The sequence below is a fragment of the Microbacterium sp. MYb54 genome (assembly GCF_002979515.1).
Lineage (GTDB): Bacteria > Actinomycetota > Actinomycetes > Actinomycetales > Microbacteriaceae > Microbacterium.
In genome coordinates this window covers 247,470-265,784 of sequence record NZ_PCPA01000003.1, presented here as the reverse complement: position 1 = coordinate 265,784, position 18,315 = coordinate 247,470, and the positions used below count along the sequence as shown (strand labels likewise).

The following is an 18,315-nucleotide window of genomic DNA, read 5'->3' as shown; positions in this document are numbered from 1 at the left end:
ATTGGACGCACTACCTGAGTGTTCTGTTTCGGCCTGATCAATGCCCATCAACCTGTTGGCGGTGATGTACAGCTTGACCGTCAGCGACGACCACATCCCCGCGCGCGATCCGTAGATCAACGGGGCGCGCCCGATCCAATAGCTGAAGCATCAGTTGCTCGGACGCCTCTCGGTTCAGGTTCGACGCGACCCAGAGCGCCGCGTCGCCTTCCAGTGCGATCTTCTTCGCCCGGGCACCCGGCGGAAGGTTCGGCTCCGAGGCGATCAGTCCTGACGTGAGAACTGTATCGACCCCACGCGCGTGCGCTAGTAGTCGTGCAACTTCGCGAAGCGCACCAACCGCAGTGTAGGGCCCTGCCTCAAGTTCGGTCGGACGTGCTTCTCCGAGCAGCAAGTATGTCCTGTACCGAGTCTTTCCTCGCAACCGGTCATAGCGCCACTCAAGCTGCAGTGCTCGGTGTTTCCCGTACCCCGCGTGCTGGGTCTTGTTGATGTAGTCCTGCCCGAAGTGCGCGAGAAGTTCGTCGTCCAGGCGCCGTACCCGAGTGACAGACACACCTGACTCCATTAGGGCGCGCACCTGGTCGCTATCTACATCTTCCAACGCCGCTTCCAAGGCCTCGACGGTATCTATGCCGGTTGCTCGCGCTAGTTCGATTCCGAAACTAACGCCCTTATCGCTCCCGTCGGAGTCGTTCGGGAACCGCGTCTTCATGAATTGTGAGAGCGTGACTGCATCCAGGGCGGTTGATGCAACCTCCCCCGGCGCGGGGTCCGGCTCGACGCGCGTCTCGATGTGCGCGCTTTCGATATCTACGGTCGGTCGAGCAAGAATCCGATCGATTGCCACGAAGGTCTCGTCGAGCGCGCGTCGTGCGTCGGACGCCGCGCCGAACAGCTGATCTATCGTCCCCTGGTCTTGCTCGCTGATCGCATTGTACTGAGCGCCCTTGTAGCGCCTTGCGTGCTCGAACTCCGCCCACGCGTGGCCGGCCACTGTGCGGATTTGGATCTCGAGCCCCCCAAACGTCGTGAAGTACCGCTCGAGATCACCCCCGGAGACTACCCAATCAGAGTCGTAGTCGTCTGTTTCCCCCGAGACGACGATGTGCAGGCAGTCGTATCCGCGCAGGTGCGGCGGCTTTTCCTCGCCTGGGTTCCGATCCTCTCCCGGCAGGACAGCGAATCGGGAACGGATTAGTTCTCGGGCTCGATCCCGATCGGTGTTCGAGTAGGTGATGATCCGGATCGCGACGATGTCAGTGATCTGTCCGATGGGGTCGGGGTACTGTTTCGCGATTTGTTTCCGCTGGAACGACGCTATCGACTTCGCTCGCGCGGACACGTCGTGCGGCTCGACGCCGGACTCGGCTAGCAATCGCAGAACGTAGCTCTCGACCTCACTGGCCGCCCGCGGCAGCCAATCCCAGTTCGTGTAGTCCACGCCCTCGATGCTGCTCATATCGTCCCCCGGGGCTCCCGACGCCAGCAATCTTCTGGCGCTCTCACCGTACAGGAACTGTGTGTTCAGCCGTTACTGATGAATCGGCGGTACGCCTCGTCCGCTAAACGGCCAACACCCGCAGGCGCCGAGCCACTTCTCCATAGCCTCGAAATCGATAACACCTGGGGCGACTCAATAGTCCGTGCTGACGGGACGTATGCAGCCACAGTGCCGCTCAGCCCGACCTACCACGAGACGACAGCTCTCGTCGTTGAAGCGGACCTCCACCACGTTGCGTAGTCGTGAGACCGTTGGCTGCTCTGCGTTCTTTCGATACGCCGAGCACTAACTTCGAAGCTTCCCACCCGAGCGCGGGCGCTGCCGATCGCGAACATACAGTTGCGCAAAACCGGCATACTTCAGCCATGAGGACATCTGCAGGAGACAGGCGGTCAGCCGAAGCAGATCCGGCAGTGAAGATGGTCGATCTTGAGCGAGCGCTTCTGAAAAAACTCTCGCAGAGAATCGCGGGGAGTATCACCTCCTACAGTCGTCGAACTCCGAACGCTGATCCGCGCGAAAAGGCCCGTGACTTTCTTGAGAATCTGGACTGGTATCTTCCAGAGGACCTCGCGGAGCTTGGCTCGGCCGCACGTGCGTTTCCAGACCTGGTAAGCGACTCGGTCGCTGAGCTTCTAGACGAATCATTGGACTTCGTCTCGGCCTATCTATCAATCTGCGGCCATGTATTGGCGTCCGCGGGCTCTCGCTGGCTCCAGCAGGGGCGCCCACGTCGGAAAGCAGAGGTTTTGGCAGGACTACTCCAACGGGCCATGACCGCAACCAACGAAACCTTTGCATTGCTCGAACGCGGGTTTCCGGACGGCGCTGAAGCCCGCATGCGGACCGTAGTCGAGCTCGGCGTCATTGCAACGTTCATCGAGCGGAGCAGCACCGAGATCGCAAAACGATTCGAGGCAAGTCACCATGTGGAAATGTGGCGACGGAAAGAGGACGGCCATATTCGCGGCCTCACTGCTGAGACGATCCAAATAATAGATAAGCAGTATCAGCGCGTCATCCAGCGACATGGAGTCTCCATGGCCAGACCATACGGCTGGGCATCGCCGGCCTTCGACAACCGTCGGGTAACATACGCGGACATAAGCAGAGCATACGGAAATGTCGTATCAAGCTCCCGCTTTTCGAACGCCAGTCACCACGTTCATGCATCGCATAGCGGATCGATGAAGTCAGCCGCCGCGGACTCCTTGGGCGTCTTCCTCCATGGCCCACGACCTGTGGGCTTTTACATGCCAGCGTATGAATGCATGGATAGCTTGCATCAAAGCGCCACGGCCTTCTTGAGGGCCGTCAGGAGCTCGAGACGAAACGTAGAACTTGTCTACTGGACGGAGCTGCTCCATTACACAATGAAAGAAGCCCAACTTCAGATCACACACGCTCAAGCTGTGATCGACCCGGAATGGGCACGACGATCCATAGCCAACTTGCCTGAGCTGGACATAGATGGCATCTTCCTCAAAATATGACCTCAGGCGTCTGCCTTCGATCACGCTGTCCCGCTCAGTTGTTGAAGCGGAACTCCACCACGTCGCCGTCCTGCATGACGTAGTCCTTGCCTTCGAGGCGCGCCTTGCCCTTGGCGCGGGCCTCGACGACCGAACCGGTCTCGACCATGTCGTCGAACGAGACGATCTCGGCCTTGATGAAGCCCTTCTCGAAGTCGGTGTGGATGACACCGGCGGCCTGCGGCGCCTTCGAGCCCTTGGGGATCGTCCAGGCGCGAGCTTCCTTCGGGCCTGCGGTGAGGTACGTCTGCAGGCCGAGAGTGTCGAAGCCGATGCGGGCGAGCTGATCGAGGCCGGACTCGTCCTGTCCGGTCGAGGCGAGCAGTTCAGCCGCGTCCTCGGGGTCGAGGTCGATGAGCTCGGATTCGATCTTCGCGTCGAGGAAGATGGCCTTCGCCGGGGCGACCAGGGCTGCGAGCTCAGCCTTGCGCGCGTCGTTCGTCAGCACGGCCTCGTCGACGTTGAAGACGAAGATGACGGGCTTCGCGGTGAGCAGACCCAGCTCGCGGATCGGTGTCAGGTCGATGCCGGAGGCGGAGAGCAGCACGCCGCGCTCGAGAGCATCCTTCGCGGCATTCGCGGTCTCGAGCACGATGGGCTCGATCTTCTTGCCGCGGACTTCCTTTTCGTAGCGGCTGATCGCCTTGTCGACGGTCTCGAGGTCGGCGAGCATGAGCTCCGCGTTGATCGTCTCCATGTCGGAAGCGGGGTTCACCGCGCCGTCCACGTGCACGACGTCATCGTCGGCGAATCCGCGGACGACCTGCGCGATGGCATCGGCCTCACGGATGTTCGCGAGGAACTTGTTGCCGAGCCCCTCCCCCTCGCTCGCACCGCGCACGATGCCGGCGATGTCGACGAACGACACCGCTGCGGGGAGGATCCGCTCGCTGCCGAAGATCTCCGCGAGCTTCTCCAGGCGGGGGTCTGGCAGGTTCACCACGCCGACGTTGGGCTCGATCGTCGCGAACGGATAGTTCGCCGCGAGCACGTCGTTCTTGGTGAGTGCGTTGAAGAGGGTGGACTTGCCGACGTTGGGCAGGCCGACGATGCCGATAGTGAGAGCCACGGGGCACGAGTCTACCTGGCTGGCGCTGGGTGTCCCACGGAAGGCTGTACCTCAGTCACGCACAGCGCGGTACGCCCTCGTCACGTAGGGAAGGTCGATCGTCGCGCCGCCGTGCAGGTCGAGCTCGTCGAACAGCTCGTCCAGGTCACGGCGGATGCGTGCCTTCTCCTCATCCGGAGCGGTGATGATGTAGCTGCGCGATGCCGCCATCCGGTGCAGCACGTCTCGTGTGACGGGCCGCACCCATTCCCAGCGTTCCTGCTCGAGCGGGCCGAACGGAGCGGTGAGGACCGGGTCTCCCTCGGCGAGCATGATCTCGGCGTGGCTGCCGTGCATGATCTCGGTGAGCCGCCGTACCCATTCGACGCGGTCGTCGCGGATGTTCCAGATGAGGCCGAGCACTCCCCCGCTGCGCACCGCGCGACCGATCTCGGCCGACCCCGCGACCGGATCGACCCAGTGCCACGCCTGCCCCAGCACGACCGCATCGACGCTCGCATCCGGCAGCGGCAACTGCTCCGCCGTCCCGACGAACGTGGGAACTCCCGGCACCGCGCCACGGAGGGTGGCGAGCATCTCCGGATCGGGGTCGATCGCGACGACCTCGGCGTCGGGCGCCTGGGCGAGCACCCGGGTGAGCTTGCCCGTTCCGGCGCCGACATCGGCGACACGGCGGGAATCAGCCGGCATCTGCTCGAGCATCCAGGCCACCGCCTCGAAGGGGTATTCGGGCCTGCCGAGCTCGTAATCCCCGGCCTGCGCTCCGAACGACGTCGCCATGTCCTCAGCCATGTCGCCAGCATACGGCGAGTCTCCGACCCGTCTCCGAGCACGCGGGGGAAAGTGGGGATGTGCCACTGGACTTCACTGCGATCGACTTCGAGACCGCGAACTCCAGTCCGGCCTCCGCCTGCTCCGTCGGACTCGTCCGTGTGCGCGGCGGTGAGGTCGTCGCCACCGCCGGATGGCTGATCCAGCCCCCACCCGGACACGACGAGTTCCAGGAATGGAACGTGCGCATCCACGGCATCCAGCCTGAAGACGTGCTCTCCGCTGCCACCTGGGTCGACCAGTTCGACCGCCTGTGTGCCTTCGCCGGAGCAGACGTGCTCGTCGCCCACAACGCCGGCTTCGACCTCAACGTGCTGCGTCGCGCCTCGGAGGCGACAGGGCAGCTCTGCCCGCCCTACCGCTCACTGTGCAGCCTGCAGGTCGCCCGCAAGACGTACACGCTCGATTCCTACCGTCTGCCGATCGCCGCGGCGGCCGCCGGGTTCGAGGAGTTCTCGCACCACGATGCCCTCGCCGACGCCCGCGCCTGTGCCCAGATTGTCATCGACGCGGCAGCCAGGGCAGGCGCGGCCGATGTCTTCGCGCTCGCCGATGCCTTGAGCCTGCGCGTCACCGCCCCCGTGGCACCCGTCGTGCCTGCGCTGGAGCGCGCCGTCGCCTGACCCTCCGCGCCGCGTCTGTGCGCGGCGGCCTCGGAATGTCGGATGCCGGCCGCATCATGAACACATGGATGCTCTGGCTGTCGTTCTTCTCCTCGTCGCTCTCGCGGCGGGTGTCGCCATCGGCTGGTTCCTGCGTGCCGGGCGCGGGGCCGCTGATCTCGCACGCACTCAGGCCGAGCTGGCGGCTGCCCGCGATGACCGCGACCGCCAGTACGACCTGTATCGCGACGCCGTCGAACATGCACGAGACGAGCAGCGCGCCGAGGCGCAGCGGGTGCAGCAGCAGAACGCCGTGCTGACGGCGCTGGCACCGGTCAGGGAGAGCCTGCAGCAGATGCAGACCAAGGTCACCGCCATCGAGCGGGAGCGGCACGCGCAGTTCGGCACGCTCGAAGAACAGCTGCGCCGCGCTCAAGAGTCCGACGAGGCGCTGCGAGCGACCACGGAGTCACTCGCAGGTGCATTGCGCTCCACCGCCACGCGCGGCGTGTGGGGCGAGACCCAGTTACGCCGCGTGGTCGAGGCAGCGGGCCTCACACGGCACATCGACTTCGACCTGCAGGCCACGATCTCGTCCGACCGCGGACAGGGACGGCCCGACATGGTGATCCGGCTCGCGGGCGGCAGCTCGATCGCCGTTGACGCCAAGGTCCCCCTCGACGCGTACCTCGAGGCCTCCGCACTCCCTGGCGGCGACGCCAACGAGCCGCAGCGCCGCAGCCTGATGCAGAAGCACGTCAAGGCTGTCCGCGCGCACATCGATGCACTGGCCAAGAAGGCCTACTGGATCGGTCTCGACGCGAGTCCCGAGTTCGTCATCTGCTTCCTGCCGACCGAGTCTCTACTGTCAGCGGCCATCGATGAAGACCCGACCCTCCTCGACTACGCCTTCAGCCGACGGGTGGCGCTCGCCTCCCCCGTCAACCTGTGGGCGGTTCTGAAGACAGTGGCCTTCACCTGGACGCAGCAAGAGGTGTCGACCGAGGCACGCACCCTGCTCGCCCTGGGAACGCAGCTGTACGACCGCCTGGGTACTCTCGCCGGACACGCCGACGATCTGCGCCGTGCCCTGGAGCGGACGGTCGACAGCTACAACCGATTCGCGGGATCACTCGAGACTCGTGTGCTCGTCACCGCACGTCAGTTCCCCGGCGTCGATGCGTCTGCTCTCGCGACGGCTCCCGCGGTGGCCACGAGTGCAGCCAGACGATTCACCGCACCGGAGCTGATCGCGGCGGAAGACGACGCCCCACGCGACTATGCGGCGGAGGGCAACGCACTCGAGCCGGAGAGCACGCGGCCCGCGACAGCCCGTGCAGATGTGGGCGACGTGCGGCTTCGGTTCGACGAAGAGTGACGCGGTCGACTGCGGTTCAGGGTCCGAACGGCGATGCGACGATTCCGCGAACAGCCGGCGGCGAGTCGATCAGGCGATGCCAGGGACGCCGCTGAGCAGCAGGATGACGAGACCGCTGGTGGCGAGGAAGGCCCCGATCATCCACCATGCACTGATCTCGTGACCCTCGTCGCGGCGGACGCGGAAGAGCACGTCGGCGCGGCGCGCGGGGTCGACGACCGGGGCGGCCGGAGCCGTGACCGAAGGCATAGGGGCCACAGACTCAGCATCGGCGCTCACACGGAGAATGCGCCCCGTGTTCGTCGTGACGATCTTCGTCGGGGCGGTCTTCGAACCACTCGTGTGCTGCGTTGCCATCTGTTCGCCCTCCTGTGCCTGCGGTGCCTGGCGGCTCCGTCGACGGCGACAAACCCAGTGACAATTGTGACACGGCGCTCCCGAGAACCGTGGATCGTGCCACTGCGAGGCGATACCGGCTCGATAACGATGCCGCAGTTCTCGCCGCCGATCGTCAGGCGCCGCGAATCGTGCGAACGATCACAGCCACTTCGAGACGAGATGCTCCGAGGCGATGCGGCGGAGGGTTCCGGAAGCACCACGGAGCACGACGCTCTCGGTGTACACGAAGCCGCGCTCACGGCGCACGCCGGCCACGAGCTGCCCGTCGGTGACGCCGGTGGCGACGAAGATGGTGTTGTTCCCCTGCACCAGGTCGTCGGCCTCGTAGACCTTGTCCATGTCGAGACCTGCATCGATCCCGCGCTGGCGCTCATCGTCGTCACGCGGCCAGAGACGCCCCTGGATGTGTCCGCCGAGCGCCTTGATCGCACAGGCGGTGACGATGCCCTCCGGGCTGCCGCCGACGCCGACGCACATGTCGGTGCGAGCGTCGTGACGCGCGGCGTTGATGCCGCCGGCCACATCGCCGTCGCTCATCAGGCGAGTGCCGGCGCCCGCATCGCGGATCTCCTGGATCAGCTGCTCGTGACGCGGTCTGTTCAACACGGACACGACGATCTCATCGACCGGCTTGTCGAGCGCACCGGCGAGCTTGCGGATGTTCTCGCCGATGGGCAGGCGGATGTCGACGACCCCGACTCCTGCCGGGCCGGTGACGAGCTTGTCCATGTAGAAGACCGTTGATGCGTCGAGCATCGTGCCGCGGTCTGAGACGGCGATCACCGAGAGGGCGTTCTGTCGGCCCGCAGCGGTGAGGGAAGTGCCATCGATCGGGTCGACCGCGATGTCGCACAGCGGCCCGCGGCCGGTGCCGACGACCTCGCCGTTGAAGAGCATGGGGGCGTTGTCCTTCTCGCCCTCGCCGATCACGACCCGCCCCTGGAAGTCGACCGTGCCGAGGAACGCGCGCATGGCGTCGACGGCAGCACCGTCGGCTGCCTCCTTCGCGCCGCGCCCGATGAACGGCACCGCGCGGATGGCCGCTGCCTCGGTCGCACGCACCAGCTCCATCGCGAGGTTACGGTCGGGACGAAGAGGGCTCAGATCCGCTGTCAGACTCACCATGCGGTCAGCCTAGTCATCCACGATTCCGAACAGCCCGGTTTTCGGGGAGGATCCGAAGAAGGAATTGCGATTCTTAACAACTGAACAGATGCCGTGGCGCACAGGCGAGCCTCCGGCTTCGGTACCAGCGCGCACGCCCCGATAGAGTGGCAATTGTCCCGGCTTCCCCTATCGCAGGAGTTCTCATGCCCGTCGCCACCCCGGATCAGTACGCCGAAATGCTCGACCGCGCGAAGGCCGGCGGCTTCGCGTACCCCGCATTCAACGTCTCCAGCTCGCAGACGATCAACTCCGTCCTCCAGGGCCTCACCGAGGCCGGCTCCGACGGCATCATCCAGGTCACCACGGGTGGCGCCGACTACTTCGCAGGCCAGACCGTGAAGGCTCGCGCGACGGGGGCTCTCGCCTTCGCCCGCTTCGCGACCGAGGTCGCGAAGAACTACCCGGTCACGGTCGCACTGCACACCGACCACTGCCCGAAGGATGCCCTTGCCGGCTTCGTCGAGCCGCTGATCGCCGCTTCTGAGGAAGAGGTCAAGGCGGGTCGCAACCCGATCTTCCAGTCCCACATGTGGGACGGCTCGGCAGTTCCCCTCGCGGAGAACATCGAGATCGCGAAGGATCTCCTCCCCCGCATGAAGAACATCAATGCCATCCTCGAGGTCGAGATCGGCGTCGTCGGCGGCGAAGAGGACGGCGTGCAGCACGAGGGTTCCAACGACGCCCTCTACACGACCTTCGCCGACGTCGACCAGGCTGTGCAGGCACTCGGTCTCGGTGAGCAGGGACGCTACATCGCGGCCCTCACCTTCGGCAACGTGCACGGCGTCTACAAGCCCGGCGGCGTGAAGCTGCGTCCTGAGCTCCTCGGCGAGATCCAGGCCCAGGTCGCCGCGAAGTACAACACGAGTGCGAAGCCCCTCGACCTGGTCTTCCACGGCGGCTCGGGTTCCACGGACGAAGAGATCGCCCTCGCGGTCGCCAACGGCGTCATCAAGATGAACATCGACACCGACACCCAGTACGCGTACACGCGTGCGATCGCCGACTACATGTTCAAGAACTACGACGGCGTCCTGAAGGTCGATGGCGAGGTCGGCAACAAGAAGCAGTACGACCCGCGCGCCTGGGGCAAGGTCGCCGAGACGGCTATGGCTGCACGCGTGGTCGAGTCGACCCGTCAGCTCGGTTCCTACGGCCAGTCCAAGAGCTGATCCGTCGCGAGACATGAGGAAGGGCCCGGCATGATTGCCGGGCCCTTCCTGCGTGTCTCAGATGCCCCGCCGAGCAGACAGCAACGGGGTGAGGTCAGGGAGTCGTCATCTGCTCGAGATGGGCGATGAAAGCGGGGTCGTTCATCATCGGCACCGCGATGCAGATCGACACCACGATCATGGTCACGATCGCGCCCGTGATCGGGATCCACCAGGTGATACGCCCCCGACGCAGACGTCGGATCGAGAGCGCTGCGGTGACAGACCATCCGACGGCGAGCAGGACTGCGGCGATGGTTCCCCAGGTCTTGCCCTGGGCGAAGTTGGTGAACTCCCCCTCGATGCCGAGGACCTTCATGGTCTCGTTCATCACGCTCGGCAGGTCGAGGTACGACAAGCCCGTGATGACGATGTTGATCAACCCGTAGGCGAGCATCGCGATCGTCACGAAGCGGTCGATCGGGTGAGACCGATTCGTGGAAGGCTCGCTCGCCGCCTGCTCCACTCGCGCTGAACTCGAAGCCGGCGCTGAATTCGTAGCCGGTGCGGCAGCGAGCGGCTCGACCACGATCTCCTCGAGAGGCGGCAGACCTGCGGCTCGTCGCTGCTCCTCGGGGGTCGCGAGTTCGCCGTATTGGGGCCGCTGATCGGTCATCCCGCAATGCTAACGGCACAACCTCGGGCCGGCTCACAGCGTGTGAAGCCCGCAGACGATAGCGGCCCCGGAGAAGTGGGGACTTCTCGGGGCCGCGGATGTGGTGCGCTGGGGACGCTCCTCATCCAGATTGACCGCCAGCGCTGGGGACGCTTGAGGCGATCGGTAGCGTTCATGTATGCCGCTACTCTCTACATAGTAGGAAAACGCATGCCGAAGCACCAGGGGCCTTACTTCAGATAGTGAACTCTGCTCCGGAGTCTCCGCCGCCGAGCAGGTCTGCCCCCAGTTGCAGCGAGAGCCGTCTGGCCGTGCGCTGGAGGGTCGACACGAGCTCACGGTTGACTACGGCGCGATCCGCGGGCAGCGAGATCGCCAGCGACGCGGTGATACCGGGAGCGATCACCGGCACGGCCACGCACGTCGCGCCGATCGCGTACTCCTCCTGATCGATCGCCCACCCCGGCGATCGCTCCAGCTGCGTCAACAGCGTCCGACGATCGCTGATCGTGCGCGCCGTGAGCTCCACCAGTCGGTGCCTGGAGAGGTAGTCCAGCCGGTCGGCCGCTGGCAGGTCCGCGAGGATCTGCTTCCCCAACGCGGTCGCATGCGCGCTGGACTGCAGTCCCACCCACAGCTCTATCCGGGGGTTGCGGACCGCGTCGACGATGTCGACCAGGTGCATCTCCCCGTCGTCGAACCGCGAAAGGTACGCCGTCGCACCCACATCTTCCGTCACTTCGCGCAGCGCCGCCCGCACCCGAGCGAGGAAGACGCCCCGCGCGCCGATCTGCTGCTGGAAGGAGGGGAACCGGGTGCCGAGCAGGAGCCCGTCCGGCTCAGAGGTGAGGTAACCCTCGTGAACGAGGGTGCGGACGAGGTTGTAGGTGGTCCCGGGGGTCAGACCGGTGATCGCCGCGAGCATCTTCGGCGGAAGCGGGCGGGGCGAGTTGGCGACGATGTCGACCAGTCGCAGCGCGCGTTGCACCGACCCGATGAGGGTGGGCTCCGCCTCCGCGGCGCTCAACGCTAAGCGCCTCCTCCAGAAGCACGACCGCCGAGAGCCCGAGCATCACGCTGACCTGCAGAGTCCTGACGGAGCTCCTTGGGCAGTGAGAACATCAGGTCTTCCTCTGCCGTCTTCACCTCTTCGACATCGCGGTAGCCGGCATCGCCGATCGCATCGAGCACCTCGCGCACCAGCACCTCGGGCACGGATGCACCGCTGGTGACGCCCACGGTCTCGACACCGTCGAGCCACTCCTGCTCGATCTCCTCGGCGTAGTCGACCCGATAGGCGGCCTTCGCCCCGTATTCGAGTGCGACCTCGACCAGACGCACGCTGTTGGACGAGTTGGAAGAGCCGACGACGATCACGAGGTCGGCTCCGGCGGCGACCTTCTTGATCGCGACCTGGCGGTTCTGCGTGGCATAGCAGATGTCGTCGGACGGCGGGTTGTGCAGGTCGGGGAAGCGCGCGCGCAGGCGGTTGACCGTCTCCATGGTCTCGTCGACCGAGAGGGTGGTCTGCGAGAGCCAGACGACCTTGCTCGGGTCTTTCACGACGACCGTGTCGGCCTCTTCCGGTGAGTTCACGACGGTGACGTGATCGGGAGCCTCACCTGCGGTGCCCTCGACCTCCTCATGCCACTCGTGGCCGATGAGCAGGATCTCGAAGTCGTCTCGTGCGAAGCGCACGGCCTCGCGGTGCACCTTGGTGACGAGCGGGCAGGTGGCATCGATCGCGTGGAGTCCGCGATCGGAGGCTGCGTTGACGACCGCAGGCGAGACACCGTGCGCGCTGAAGACGACGTGCGCTCCTTCGGGGACCTCGTCGACCTCTTCGACGAAGATGGCACCCTTCGTCTCGAGCTCGGTCACGACGTGGATGTTGTGCACGATCTGCTTGCGCACGTAGACGGGGGCGCCATAGCGCTCGAGCGCCTTCTCGACGGCCACGACGGCACGGTCGACACCGGCGCAGTATCCACGCGGTGCGGCGAGCAGAACCCGCTTGTGTCCGGCCACCGGGTTATCCTGAAGCCGCCCGGCCGCCGCACGCACTCGTGGAAGGCGGGGCACGGGGAGATGAACGGCAGTCGAAGTCACCCTTGAATTCTACCGTCGCGCAGCTGTGCGGGGCCGGAGAGGTTCAGGGGTCGGGAACGGGAGCGGATGACAGTCTTCGAAGCGACGACGGGCCAGGGCGAGACGCCGCCGGCCGACTCCGTCGCACCCCGCGATTCCAGTGCCGATGCACCCACCTCTGTAACGAGGTTGAACGCGACCATCCGCGACTTCATCGCGCGGTGGAACACCGTCTGGGTCGAGGGCGAGATCACCTCCTGGAACGTGCGCGCGGGCAACGTCTTCGCGCGGTTGAAGGACACCCGCTCCGACGCGCAGATCTCCATCCGGGTGTGGTCGAGCGTGCGCGGGCGCATCCCCTCCGATATCGGGGTCGGCGATCATGTCGTGGCCGCGGTGAAGGCGGACTACTTCGTCAAGGCCGGCGACTTCAGCTTCGCGGTCTCGGCGATGAAGCATGTAGGGCTGGGCGATCAGCTCGAGCGCCTCGAGAAGCTTCGCGTGCAGCTGCGACAGGAGGGGTTGTTCGACCCCTCCCGCAAGAAGCGCCTGCCGTTTCTTCCGCACGTGATCGGACTGATCACCGGCGAACGCTCCGACGCCGAGAAGGATGTGCATCGCAACGCCGAGCTGCGCTGGCCGCAGGTGCGCTTCCGCACCGAGTACGCCGCCGTGCAGGGCGAGCGCTGCGTGCCCGACACCCTCGCAGCCCTCGCTCGACTCGATGCCGACCCCGAGGTCGACGTCATCATCATCGCTCGCGGTGGCGGCGATCCGCAGACTCTCCTTGGCTTCAGCGACGAGAAGCTCGTGCGAGCGGTCGCGGCGGTATCGACTCCCGTCGTCAGCGCGATCGGGCATGAGAACGATCATCCGCTTCTGGACGACGTCGCCGACCTCCGGGCATCGACACCGACCGATGCCGCGAAGCGTGTGGTGCCCGATGTCGGAGAGCAGCGTGCACTCATCGCGCAGCTGCGCTCCCGCGCGACCACGCGCCTCACACAGCGCCTCTCACACGACATCGCCCAGCTGGATCAGCTGCGCTCGCGCCCTGTCCTGCGCTCCCCCGCCCCGATCATCGATGCACGCGCCCAGGAGACCTGGCTCCTGCTCGCCCGCGGCCGGGACACAGTGAGCAGACACATAGACGAAGCCGGACGCCGCACCGGCGAGCTTCGCGCGTCGCTCCGTGCACTCTCCCCCGCAGCGACACTCGCACGCGGCTATGCGATCGCCCACCTCGACGGCGGCGTCATCCTGCGCGACGCCGCCGATGCTCCGGCCGGGAGCGCGCTCACGATCACCCTCGACCGGGGCTCACTGACCGCCCGCTCCGAGGGCGAGATCGCCGAAGACGTCTGAGCCGAGCGCCGGCGACGCACGACGTAAGATGGAGGAGTGAGCGCCCTGAACGACACCCCCGTGGACACGCTGTCGTTCGAGGCGGCCCGTGACGAGCTGGTCAAGGTCGTCGCGGAGCTCGAACAGGGATCCCCGACCCTCGAGCATTCGCTCGCCCTCTGGGAGCGCGGCGAAGCACTGGCAGCCCGCTGCGAGGAGTGGCTCCTCGGTGCGAAGCGCCGACTGGATGCCGCGCGAGCCGCAGCGTCCGACGCCGATGCCCCGGCTGGAGAGTCATGAGCAAGCAGCCCCCCATCATCGCCGAGCTCGGCCGCCCCGAGACCGCCGACGAAACAGCCGCCCGCAAGGCAGCCTCCAGCAAGGCGTACCGCTCCAGCCAGACTTTCCGGAACCTCATCGCCGCCCTGCTGGTCACCGTCGCCGTGGTCGCCGTCATCATCTTCGCGGTCCCTCGCGGTGAGCCGGTGCAGCCCAAGCCTCTCGACGTCGCCGGGATCGCCGCGGGAGTCGAGTCCTCGATGGACAGCCCTGTCCTCATCCCCGAGCTGGGCGACTTCTGGCGTGCGAACGGCGCAGAGATGCAGGGTGGCGCGACCGTCGTGTGGGAGGTCACTCTCGCCCCCAAGTCCGACAAGGAGCGCGGCTTCATCAAGGTCACGCAGGCCTTCGACGCCGATTCCTCGTGGGCGCCGCAACGCCTGAACGGCATCGCTCCGACCGACACGGTGCGCATCGGCGGCCTCGACTGGGACGTCTACAAGCCGGGCAGCGCAGAATCCAACGCCAACGTCACCTACGCCGTCGGCACACAGGCCGGCGACGACTACATCCTGCTCTACGGCTCGCGCTCGGCCGATTCGACCGCCGAACTCGCCGAGTCTCTCATTCCGCAGATCCGCACCATCTCGGAGGCTTCATGACGCACCCGCTCACCCCTGCCGCCGCGTGGCAGCAGATGCAGGAGGGCAACCGTCGCTTCGTCAGCGATGAGCCGCGACACCCCAACCAGGACGTCGCGCGACGCAAAGATCTGACCGCCGCGCAGCATCCGGTCGCGACGCTGTTCGGATGCTCCGACTCGCGTCTCGCCGCCGAGATCATCTTCGACCTGGGCCTCGGCGACCTGTTCGTGGTGCGCAACGCCGGACAGGTCATCGGCGAGTCGATCGTCGCGAGCCTCGAGTATGCCGTCGCGATGCTCGAGGTGCCGCTGATCGTGGTGCTCGCACATGACTCCTGCGGAGCGGTACGCGCCGCCATCGACGGCACGGCGATCGACGCCGCTCCCCTGCCTCCGCACATCTGGAAGCTGATCGCACCGATCGTCCCTGCGGCACGGAAGGTCCTGGCCGAGAACGGCGGCACCACCGTCGCCGACATCGACTCGGAACTCGTCGGCATCGAGCACCTGCGCAACACGGTGAGCGATCTGCTGCAGTCGTCCGAGGTCATCAGCAATGCCGTCGGTGCCGGCCGCCTGGGCATCGTCGGCGCCAACTACCGTCTGGCCGAGGGCACCGCCGTGCCCGTGATCACGGTCGGGATCGACACCGATGACGCCGTTATCCAGGGGACTGACCCCGCAACCAAGGAGGGTTCGGAATGACCGACACCGAGTACCGCATCGAACACGACACCATGGGTGAGGTGCGGGTGCCCGTGAATGCGCTCTACGGAGCGCAGACGCAGCGCGCCGTGGAGAACTTCCCGATCTCGGGCAAGGGGCTGGAATCGACGCAGATCGCCGCCCTGGCCCGGATCAAGAAGGCAGCAGCGCTCGCCAACAAGGAGCTCGGCACCCTCGACGGGGCCATCGCCGACGCGATCGCCCAGGCTGCCGACCAGGTTGCCGCAGGCACCTTCGACGCCGAGTTCCCGGTCGACACATACCAGACCGGCTCCGGCACCTCGTCGAACATGAACATGAACGAGGTGCTGGCGACCCTCGCGACGCGCATCCTCGGTGCGACCGTCCACCCCAACGACCATGTCAACGCCTCGCAGTCGTCGAACGACGTGTTCCCGACCTCGGTGCACATCGCGGTCACCCAGGCGCTCATCGACACGCTCATCCCCGCGCTCGACCACCTCGCCGTGGCCCTCGAGGCGAAGGCTGAGCTGTGGAAGGACGCCGTCAAGTCCGGCCGCACCCACCTCATGGACGCGACACCGGTGACCCTGGGCCAGGAGTTCGGCGGCTACGCCCGTCAGATCCGCCTGGGCATCGAGCGCGTGCAGTCGGCCCTCCCCCGCGTCGCCGAGGTTCCGCTGGGCGGCACCGCGGTCGGCACCGGCATCAACACGCCCCTCGGCTTCCCGCAGAAGGTCATCGCGCTGCTCGCGGCCGAGACCGAGCTGCCCATCACCGAGGCCAAGGACCACTTCGAGGCGCAGGCCAACCGCGACGGCCTGGTCGAGGCCTCCGGCGCACTGCGCACGATCGCGGTCTCGCTGACCAAGATCAACAACGACCTGCGCTGGATGGGCTCCGGTCCCAACACGGGACTCGGCGAGCTGCGCATCCCCGACCTGCAGCCGGGTTCCTCGATCATGCCCGGCAAGGTCAACCCGGTCGTTCCCGAGGCCGTGCTGATGGTGTGCGCCCGCGTGATCGGCAACGACGCGACGGTCGCCTGGGCCGGCGCTTCCGGTTCCTTCGAGCTGAACGTCGCCATCCCGGTCATGGGCACGGCCGTGCTCGAGTCGATCCGTCTGCTCTCGAACGCCTCGCGCGTGCTCGCCGACAAGACGATCGACGGCCTGCAGGCCAACGTCGAGCGCGCTGCCGCATTCGCGGGCATGAGCCCCTCGATCGTGACGCCGCTGAACAAGCTCATCGGCTACGAGGCCGCGGCGAAGATCGCCAAGCACTCGGTCGCCAAGGGCATCACGGTGCGCGACGCCGTGATCGACCTCGGCTACGTCGAGCGCGGCGACCTCACCCTCGAGCAGCTCGACGAGAAGCTCGACCTCCTGTCGATGACGCACCCGGGCTGATCCGCCCACACGCATCACCGGATGCCGCGAGGACTCGTTCCTCGCGGCATCCTTCGTCTCCGGGCCCGCGCACCCACCGCGCACGCACGAAACAGCGGATGCCGCGGAGCTCTGCCCACGCCGCATCCGCTGTCATCCGTCGTCAGCTGAGCTCTCCACCCTCCAGGAGCTCGGTGACGAGGGCTGCGATCGCCGAGCGCTCGGAGCGCGTCAGGGTCACGTGACCGAAGAGGTCGTGTCCCTTCAACGTCTCGATCACGCTGGCGATACCGTCGTGCCGGCCGACGCGGAGATTGTCCCGCTGGCCGACGTCGTGGGTGAGGATGACGCGCGAGTTCTGGCCCATGCGGCTCAACACCGTCAGGAGCACATTGCGTTCGAGCGATTGCGCCTCGTCGACGATCACGAAAGCGTCGTGAAGTGAACGACCACGGATGTGGGTCAGCGGGAGCACCTCGAGCAGTCCGCGCTCGATGACCTCCTCGACCACGTTGCCGGAGACGACCGAACCCAGAGTGTCGAACACCGCCTGCCCCCAGGGGCCCATCTTCTCGCCCTGGTCACCGGGGAGGTAGCCGAGCTCCTGCCCACCGACGGCGAACAGTGGCCGGAACACGATGATCTTCTTCTGCTGCTGCCGCTCCAGCACCGCCTCGAGTCCTGCGCAGAGCGCGAGCGCCGACTTGCCGGTGCCGGCGCGTCCGCCGAGGGAGACGATGCCGACCTCCTGATCGAGAAGCAGGTCGATCGCGATACGCTGCTCTGCCGAACGGCCGTGCATCCCGAAGATGTCTCGGTCGCCGCGCACCAGTCGGTACTCGCCGTCGCCGGTGACCCGGCCGAGCGCGGAGCCGCGCTCGGAGTGGATGATCAGTCCGGTGTTCACCGGCAGCCCGCGTGCCTCCTCGCTGATGCCGACCTCGCTCTCGTACAGGTCGCTGATGTCGTCGCCGGTGAGATTGAGCGTCGAGATGCCGGTCCACCCGGAGTCCACCGCCTGCTCGGCGAGATACTCCTCGGCGCGCAGGCCGAGAGATGCCGCCTTGACCCGCATGGGCAGATCTTTCGAGACGATCGTGACGTCCTGTCCATCCTGCGCGAGGTGCATGGCCACCGAGAGGATGCGCGTGTCGTTGTCACTGAGCCTGATGCCCGCCGGGAGAACCGAGGAGTCGGTGTTCGCCAGTTCGACGCGGAGGGTCCCTCCCTCACCGACCTCGACCGGGAAATCCAACCGTCCGTGCTCGATGCGCAGGTCGTCGAGGTGGCGAAGGGCCTGCCGCGCGAAGTAGCCGATCTCCGGATCGTGACGTTTGCCCTCGAGCTCCGAGATCACGACGACAGGAAGGACGACGGAGTGCTCGGCGAACCGGAAGAACGCCTGCGGATCGCTCAGGAGCACGGAGGTGTCGAGCACATAGGTGCGCAGATCCTGATCAGAATCAGCGGAGGTTGCTCGCCTCGATGTCTTACGGGTGGACTGCTGCGCGGTGCTGGTGGACTGCTGCGCTGTACGTGTGGTCACGACCCACTCCCGACCCGGGGAATCCCGGCTA

Annotated in this window: 18 protein-coding genes; 9 read left to right on the top strand and 9 right to left on the bottom strand. The window is 66.2% G+C overall.

From position 1 onward, the window contains the following. Positions 1 to 37 precede the first annotated feature (37 nt). The gene (locus CQ040_RS05455; RefSeq protein ID WP_105526638.1) at positions 38 to 1,462 is read right to left on the bottom strand and encodes a GTP pyrophosphokinase family protein; all 1,425 of its coding nucleotides are present in this window, start codon (positions 1,460 to 1,462) and stop codon (positions 38 to 40) included. Between the two features lie 407 nt (positions 1,463 to 1,869). On the opposite strand from CQ040_RS05455, the gene CQ040_RS20420 reads away from it, so the two are divergent. After that, complete coding sequence (locus CQ040_RS20420; protein WP_146113881.1) at positions 1,870 to 2,997, top strand: DUF5677 domain-containing protein; 1,128 nt, start codon at positions 1,870 to 1,872, stop codon at positions 2,995 to 2,997. Between the two features lie 34 nt (positions 2,998 to 3,031). Here the strand turns inward: CQ040_RS20420 and ychF are convergent, their stop codons facing one another. Both ychF and CQ040_RS05440 read right to left on the bottom strand, forming a co-directional pair. Further along, positions 3,032 to 4,105, bottom strand: a complete 1,074-nt coding sequence (ychF, locus tag CQ040_RS05445; protein ID WP_105526640.1) for a redox-regulated ATPase YchF — start codon at positions 4,103 to 4,105, stop codon at positions 3,032 to 3,034. Positions 4,106 to 4,156: 51 nt separating this feature from the next. Next, the gene (locus tag CQ040_RS05440; RefSeq protein ID WP_105526641.1) at positions 4,157 to 4,897 is read right to left on the bottom strand and encodes a class I SAM-dependent methyltransferase; all 741 of its coding nucleotides are present in this window, start codon (positions 4,895 to 4,897) and stop codon (positions 4,157 to 4,159) included. Between the two features lie 59 nt (positions 4,898 to 4,956). Here CQ040_RS05440 and CQ040_RS05435 point away from each other — a divergent pair, with 59 nt between their 5' ends. Further along, a complete protein-coding gene (locus CQ040_RS05435; RefSeq protein ID WP_105526642.1) occupies positions 4,957 to 5,559 on the top strand; it encodes a 3'-5' exonuclease in 603 nt (200 codons plus the stop codon). A gap of 64 nt (positions 5,560 to 5,623) precedes the next feature. Beyond that, complete coding sequence (locus CQ040_RS05430) at positions 5,624 to 6,916, top strand: DNA recombination protein RmuC (RefSeq protein ID WP_105526643.1); 1,293 nt, start codon at positions 5,624 to 5,626, stop codon at positions 6,914 to 6,916. Between the two features lie 69 nt (positions 6,917 to 6,985). Here CQ040_RS05430 and CQ040_RS05425 read toward each other — a convergent pair whose 3' ends face one another. Continuing rightward, positions 6,986 to 7,273 (bottom strand): hypothetical protein, encoded by a 288-nt coding sequence (locus CQ040_RS05425; protein ID WP_105526644.1) that lies wholly within the window; start codon positions 7,271 to 7,273, stop codon positions 6,986 to 6,988. Between the two features lie 180 nt (positions 7,274 to 7,453). After that, positions 7,454 to 8,440 carry a class II fructose-bisphosphatase gene (gene glpX / locus CQ040_RS05420; RefSeq protein WP_028503821.1) on the bottom strand — a complete coding sequence of 329 codons (987 nt, stop codon included), beginning with the start codon at positions 8,438 to 8,440 and terminating at the stop codon, positions 7,454 to 7,456. Between the two features lie 185 nt (positions 8,441 to 8,625). On the opposite strand from glpX, the gene fbaA reads away from it, so the two are divergent. After that, a complete protein-coding gene (fbaA, locus tag CQ040_RS05415; RefSeq protein WP_105526645.1) occupies positions 8,626 to 9,654 on the top strand; it encodes a class II fructose-bisphosphate aldolase in 1,029 nt (342 codons plus the stop codon). A 94-nt stretch (positions 9,655 to 9,748) separates the two neighbouring features. Here the strand turns inward: fbaA and CQ040_RS05410 are convergent, their stop codons facing one another. The 3 genes from CQ040_RS05410 to CQ040_RS05400 all read right to left on the bottom strand — a co-directional run bounded on the left by CQ040_RS05410 (position 9,749) and on the right by CQ040_RS05400 (position 12,391). Then, positions 9,749 to 10,309: a DUF6264 family protein gene (locus CQ040_RS05410; RefSeq protein WP_105526646.1), complete on the bottom strand. Its 561-nt coding sequence runs from the start codon at positions 10,307 to 10,309 to the stop codon at positions 9,749 to 9,751. A 235-nt stretch (positions 10,310 to 10,544) separates the two neighbouring features. Further along, positions 10,545 to 11,336, bottom strand: coding sequence for an IclR family transcriptional regulator (locus tag CQ040_RS05405; RefSeq protein WP_105526647.1), 792 nt, complete (start codon positions 11,334 to 11,336; stop codon positions 10,545 to 10,547). A gap of 2 nt (positions 11,337 to 11,338) precedes the next feature. Further along, the gene (locus CQ040_RS05400) at positions 11,339 to 12,391 is read right to left on the bottom strand and encodes a 4-hydroxy-3-methylbut-2-enyl diphosphate reductase (protein WP_374954128.1); all 1,053 of its coding nucleotides are present in this window, start codon (positions 12,389 to 12,391) and stop codon (positions 11,339 to 11,341) included. Positions 12,392 to 12,484: 93 nt separating this feature from the next. On the opposite strand from CQ040_RS05400, the gene xseA reads away from it, so the two are divergent. Genes xseA through CQ040_RS05375 form a run of 5 tightly spaced genes read left to right on the top strand, consistent with a single transcriptional unit; the run spans position 12,485 to position 16,759 of the window. Next, a complete protein-coding gene (xseA, locus tag CQ040_RS05395; RefSeq protein ID WP_105526648.1) occupies positions 12,485 to 13,762 on the top strand; it encodes an exodeoxyribonuclease VII large subunit in 1,278 nt (425 codons plus the stop codon). Between the two features lie 36 nt (positions 13,763 to 13,798). Next, positions 13,799 to 14,041 carry an exodeoxyribonuclease VII small subunit gene (locus CQ040_RS05390; protein WP_028503815.1) on the top strand — a complete coding sequence of 81 codons (243 nt, stop codon included), beginning with the start codon at positions 13,799 to 13,801 and terminating at the stop codon, positions 14,039 to 14,041. Further along, the gene (locus tag CQ040_RS05385) at positions 14,038 to 14,682 is read left to right on the top strand and encodes a DUF4245 family protein (RefSeq protein WP_105526649.1); all 645 of its coding nucleotides are present in this window, start codon (positions 14,038 to 14,040) and stop codon (positions 14,680 to 14,682) included. Before CQ040_RS05390 ends, CQ040_RS05385 begins: the two co-directional genes overlap by 4 nt. After that, positions 14,679 to 15,368 (top strand): carbonic anhydrase, encoded by a 690-nt coding sequence (locus tag CQ040_RS05380; RefSeq protein ID WP_105526650.1) that lies wholly within the window; start codon positions 14,679 to 14,681, stop codon positions 15,366 to 15,368. Before CQ040_RS05385 ends, CQ040_RS05380 begins: the two co-directional genes overlap by 4 nt. Continuing rightward, the gene (locus CQ040_RS05375; RefSeq protein ID WP_105526651.1) at positions 15,365 to 16,759 is read left to right on the top strand and encodes an aspartate ammonia-lyase; all 1,395 of its coding nucleotides are present in this window, start codon (positions 15,365 to 15,367) and stop codon (positions 16,757 to 16,759) included. The genes CQ040_RS05380 and CQ040_RS05375 overlap by 4 nt, the downstream gene beginning before the upstream one ends. A gap of 142 nt (positions 16,760 to 16,901) precedes the next feature. On the opposite strand, the gene CQ040_RS05370 is transcribed toward CQ040_RS05375, so the two are convergent. Beyond that, a complete protein-coding gene (locus CQ040_RS05370) occupies positions 16,902 to 18,284 on the bottom strand; it encodes a PhoH family protein (protein ID WP_028503810.1) in 1,383 nt (460 codons plus the stop codon). Positions 18,285 to 18,315: the final 31 nt, after the last annotated feature.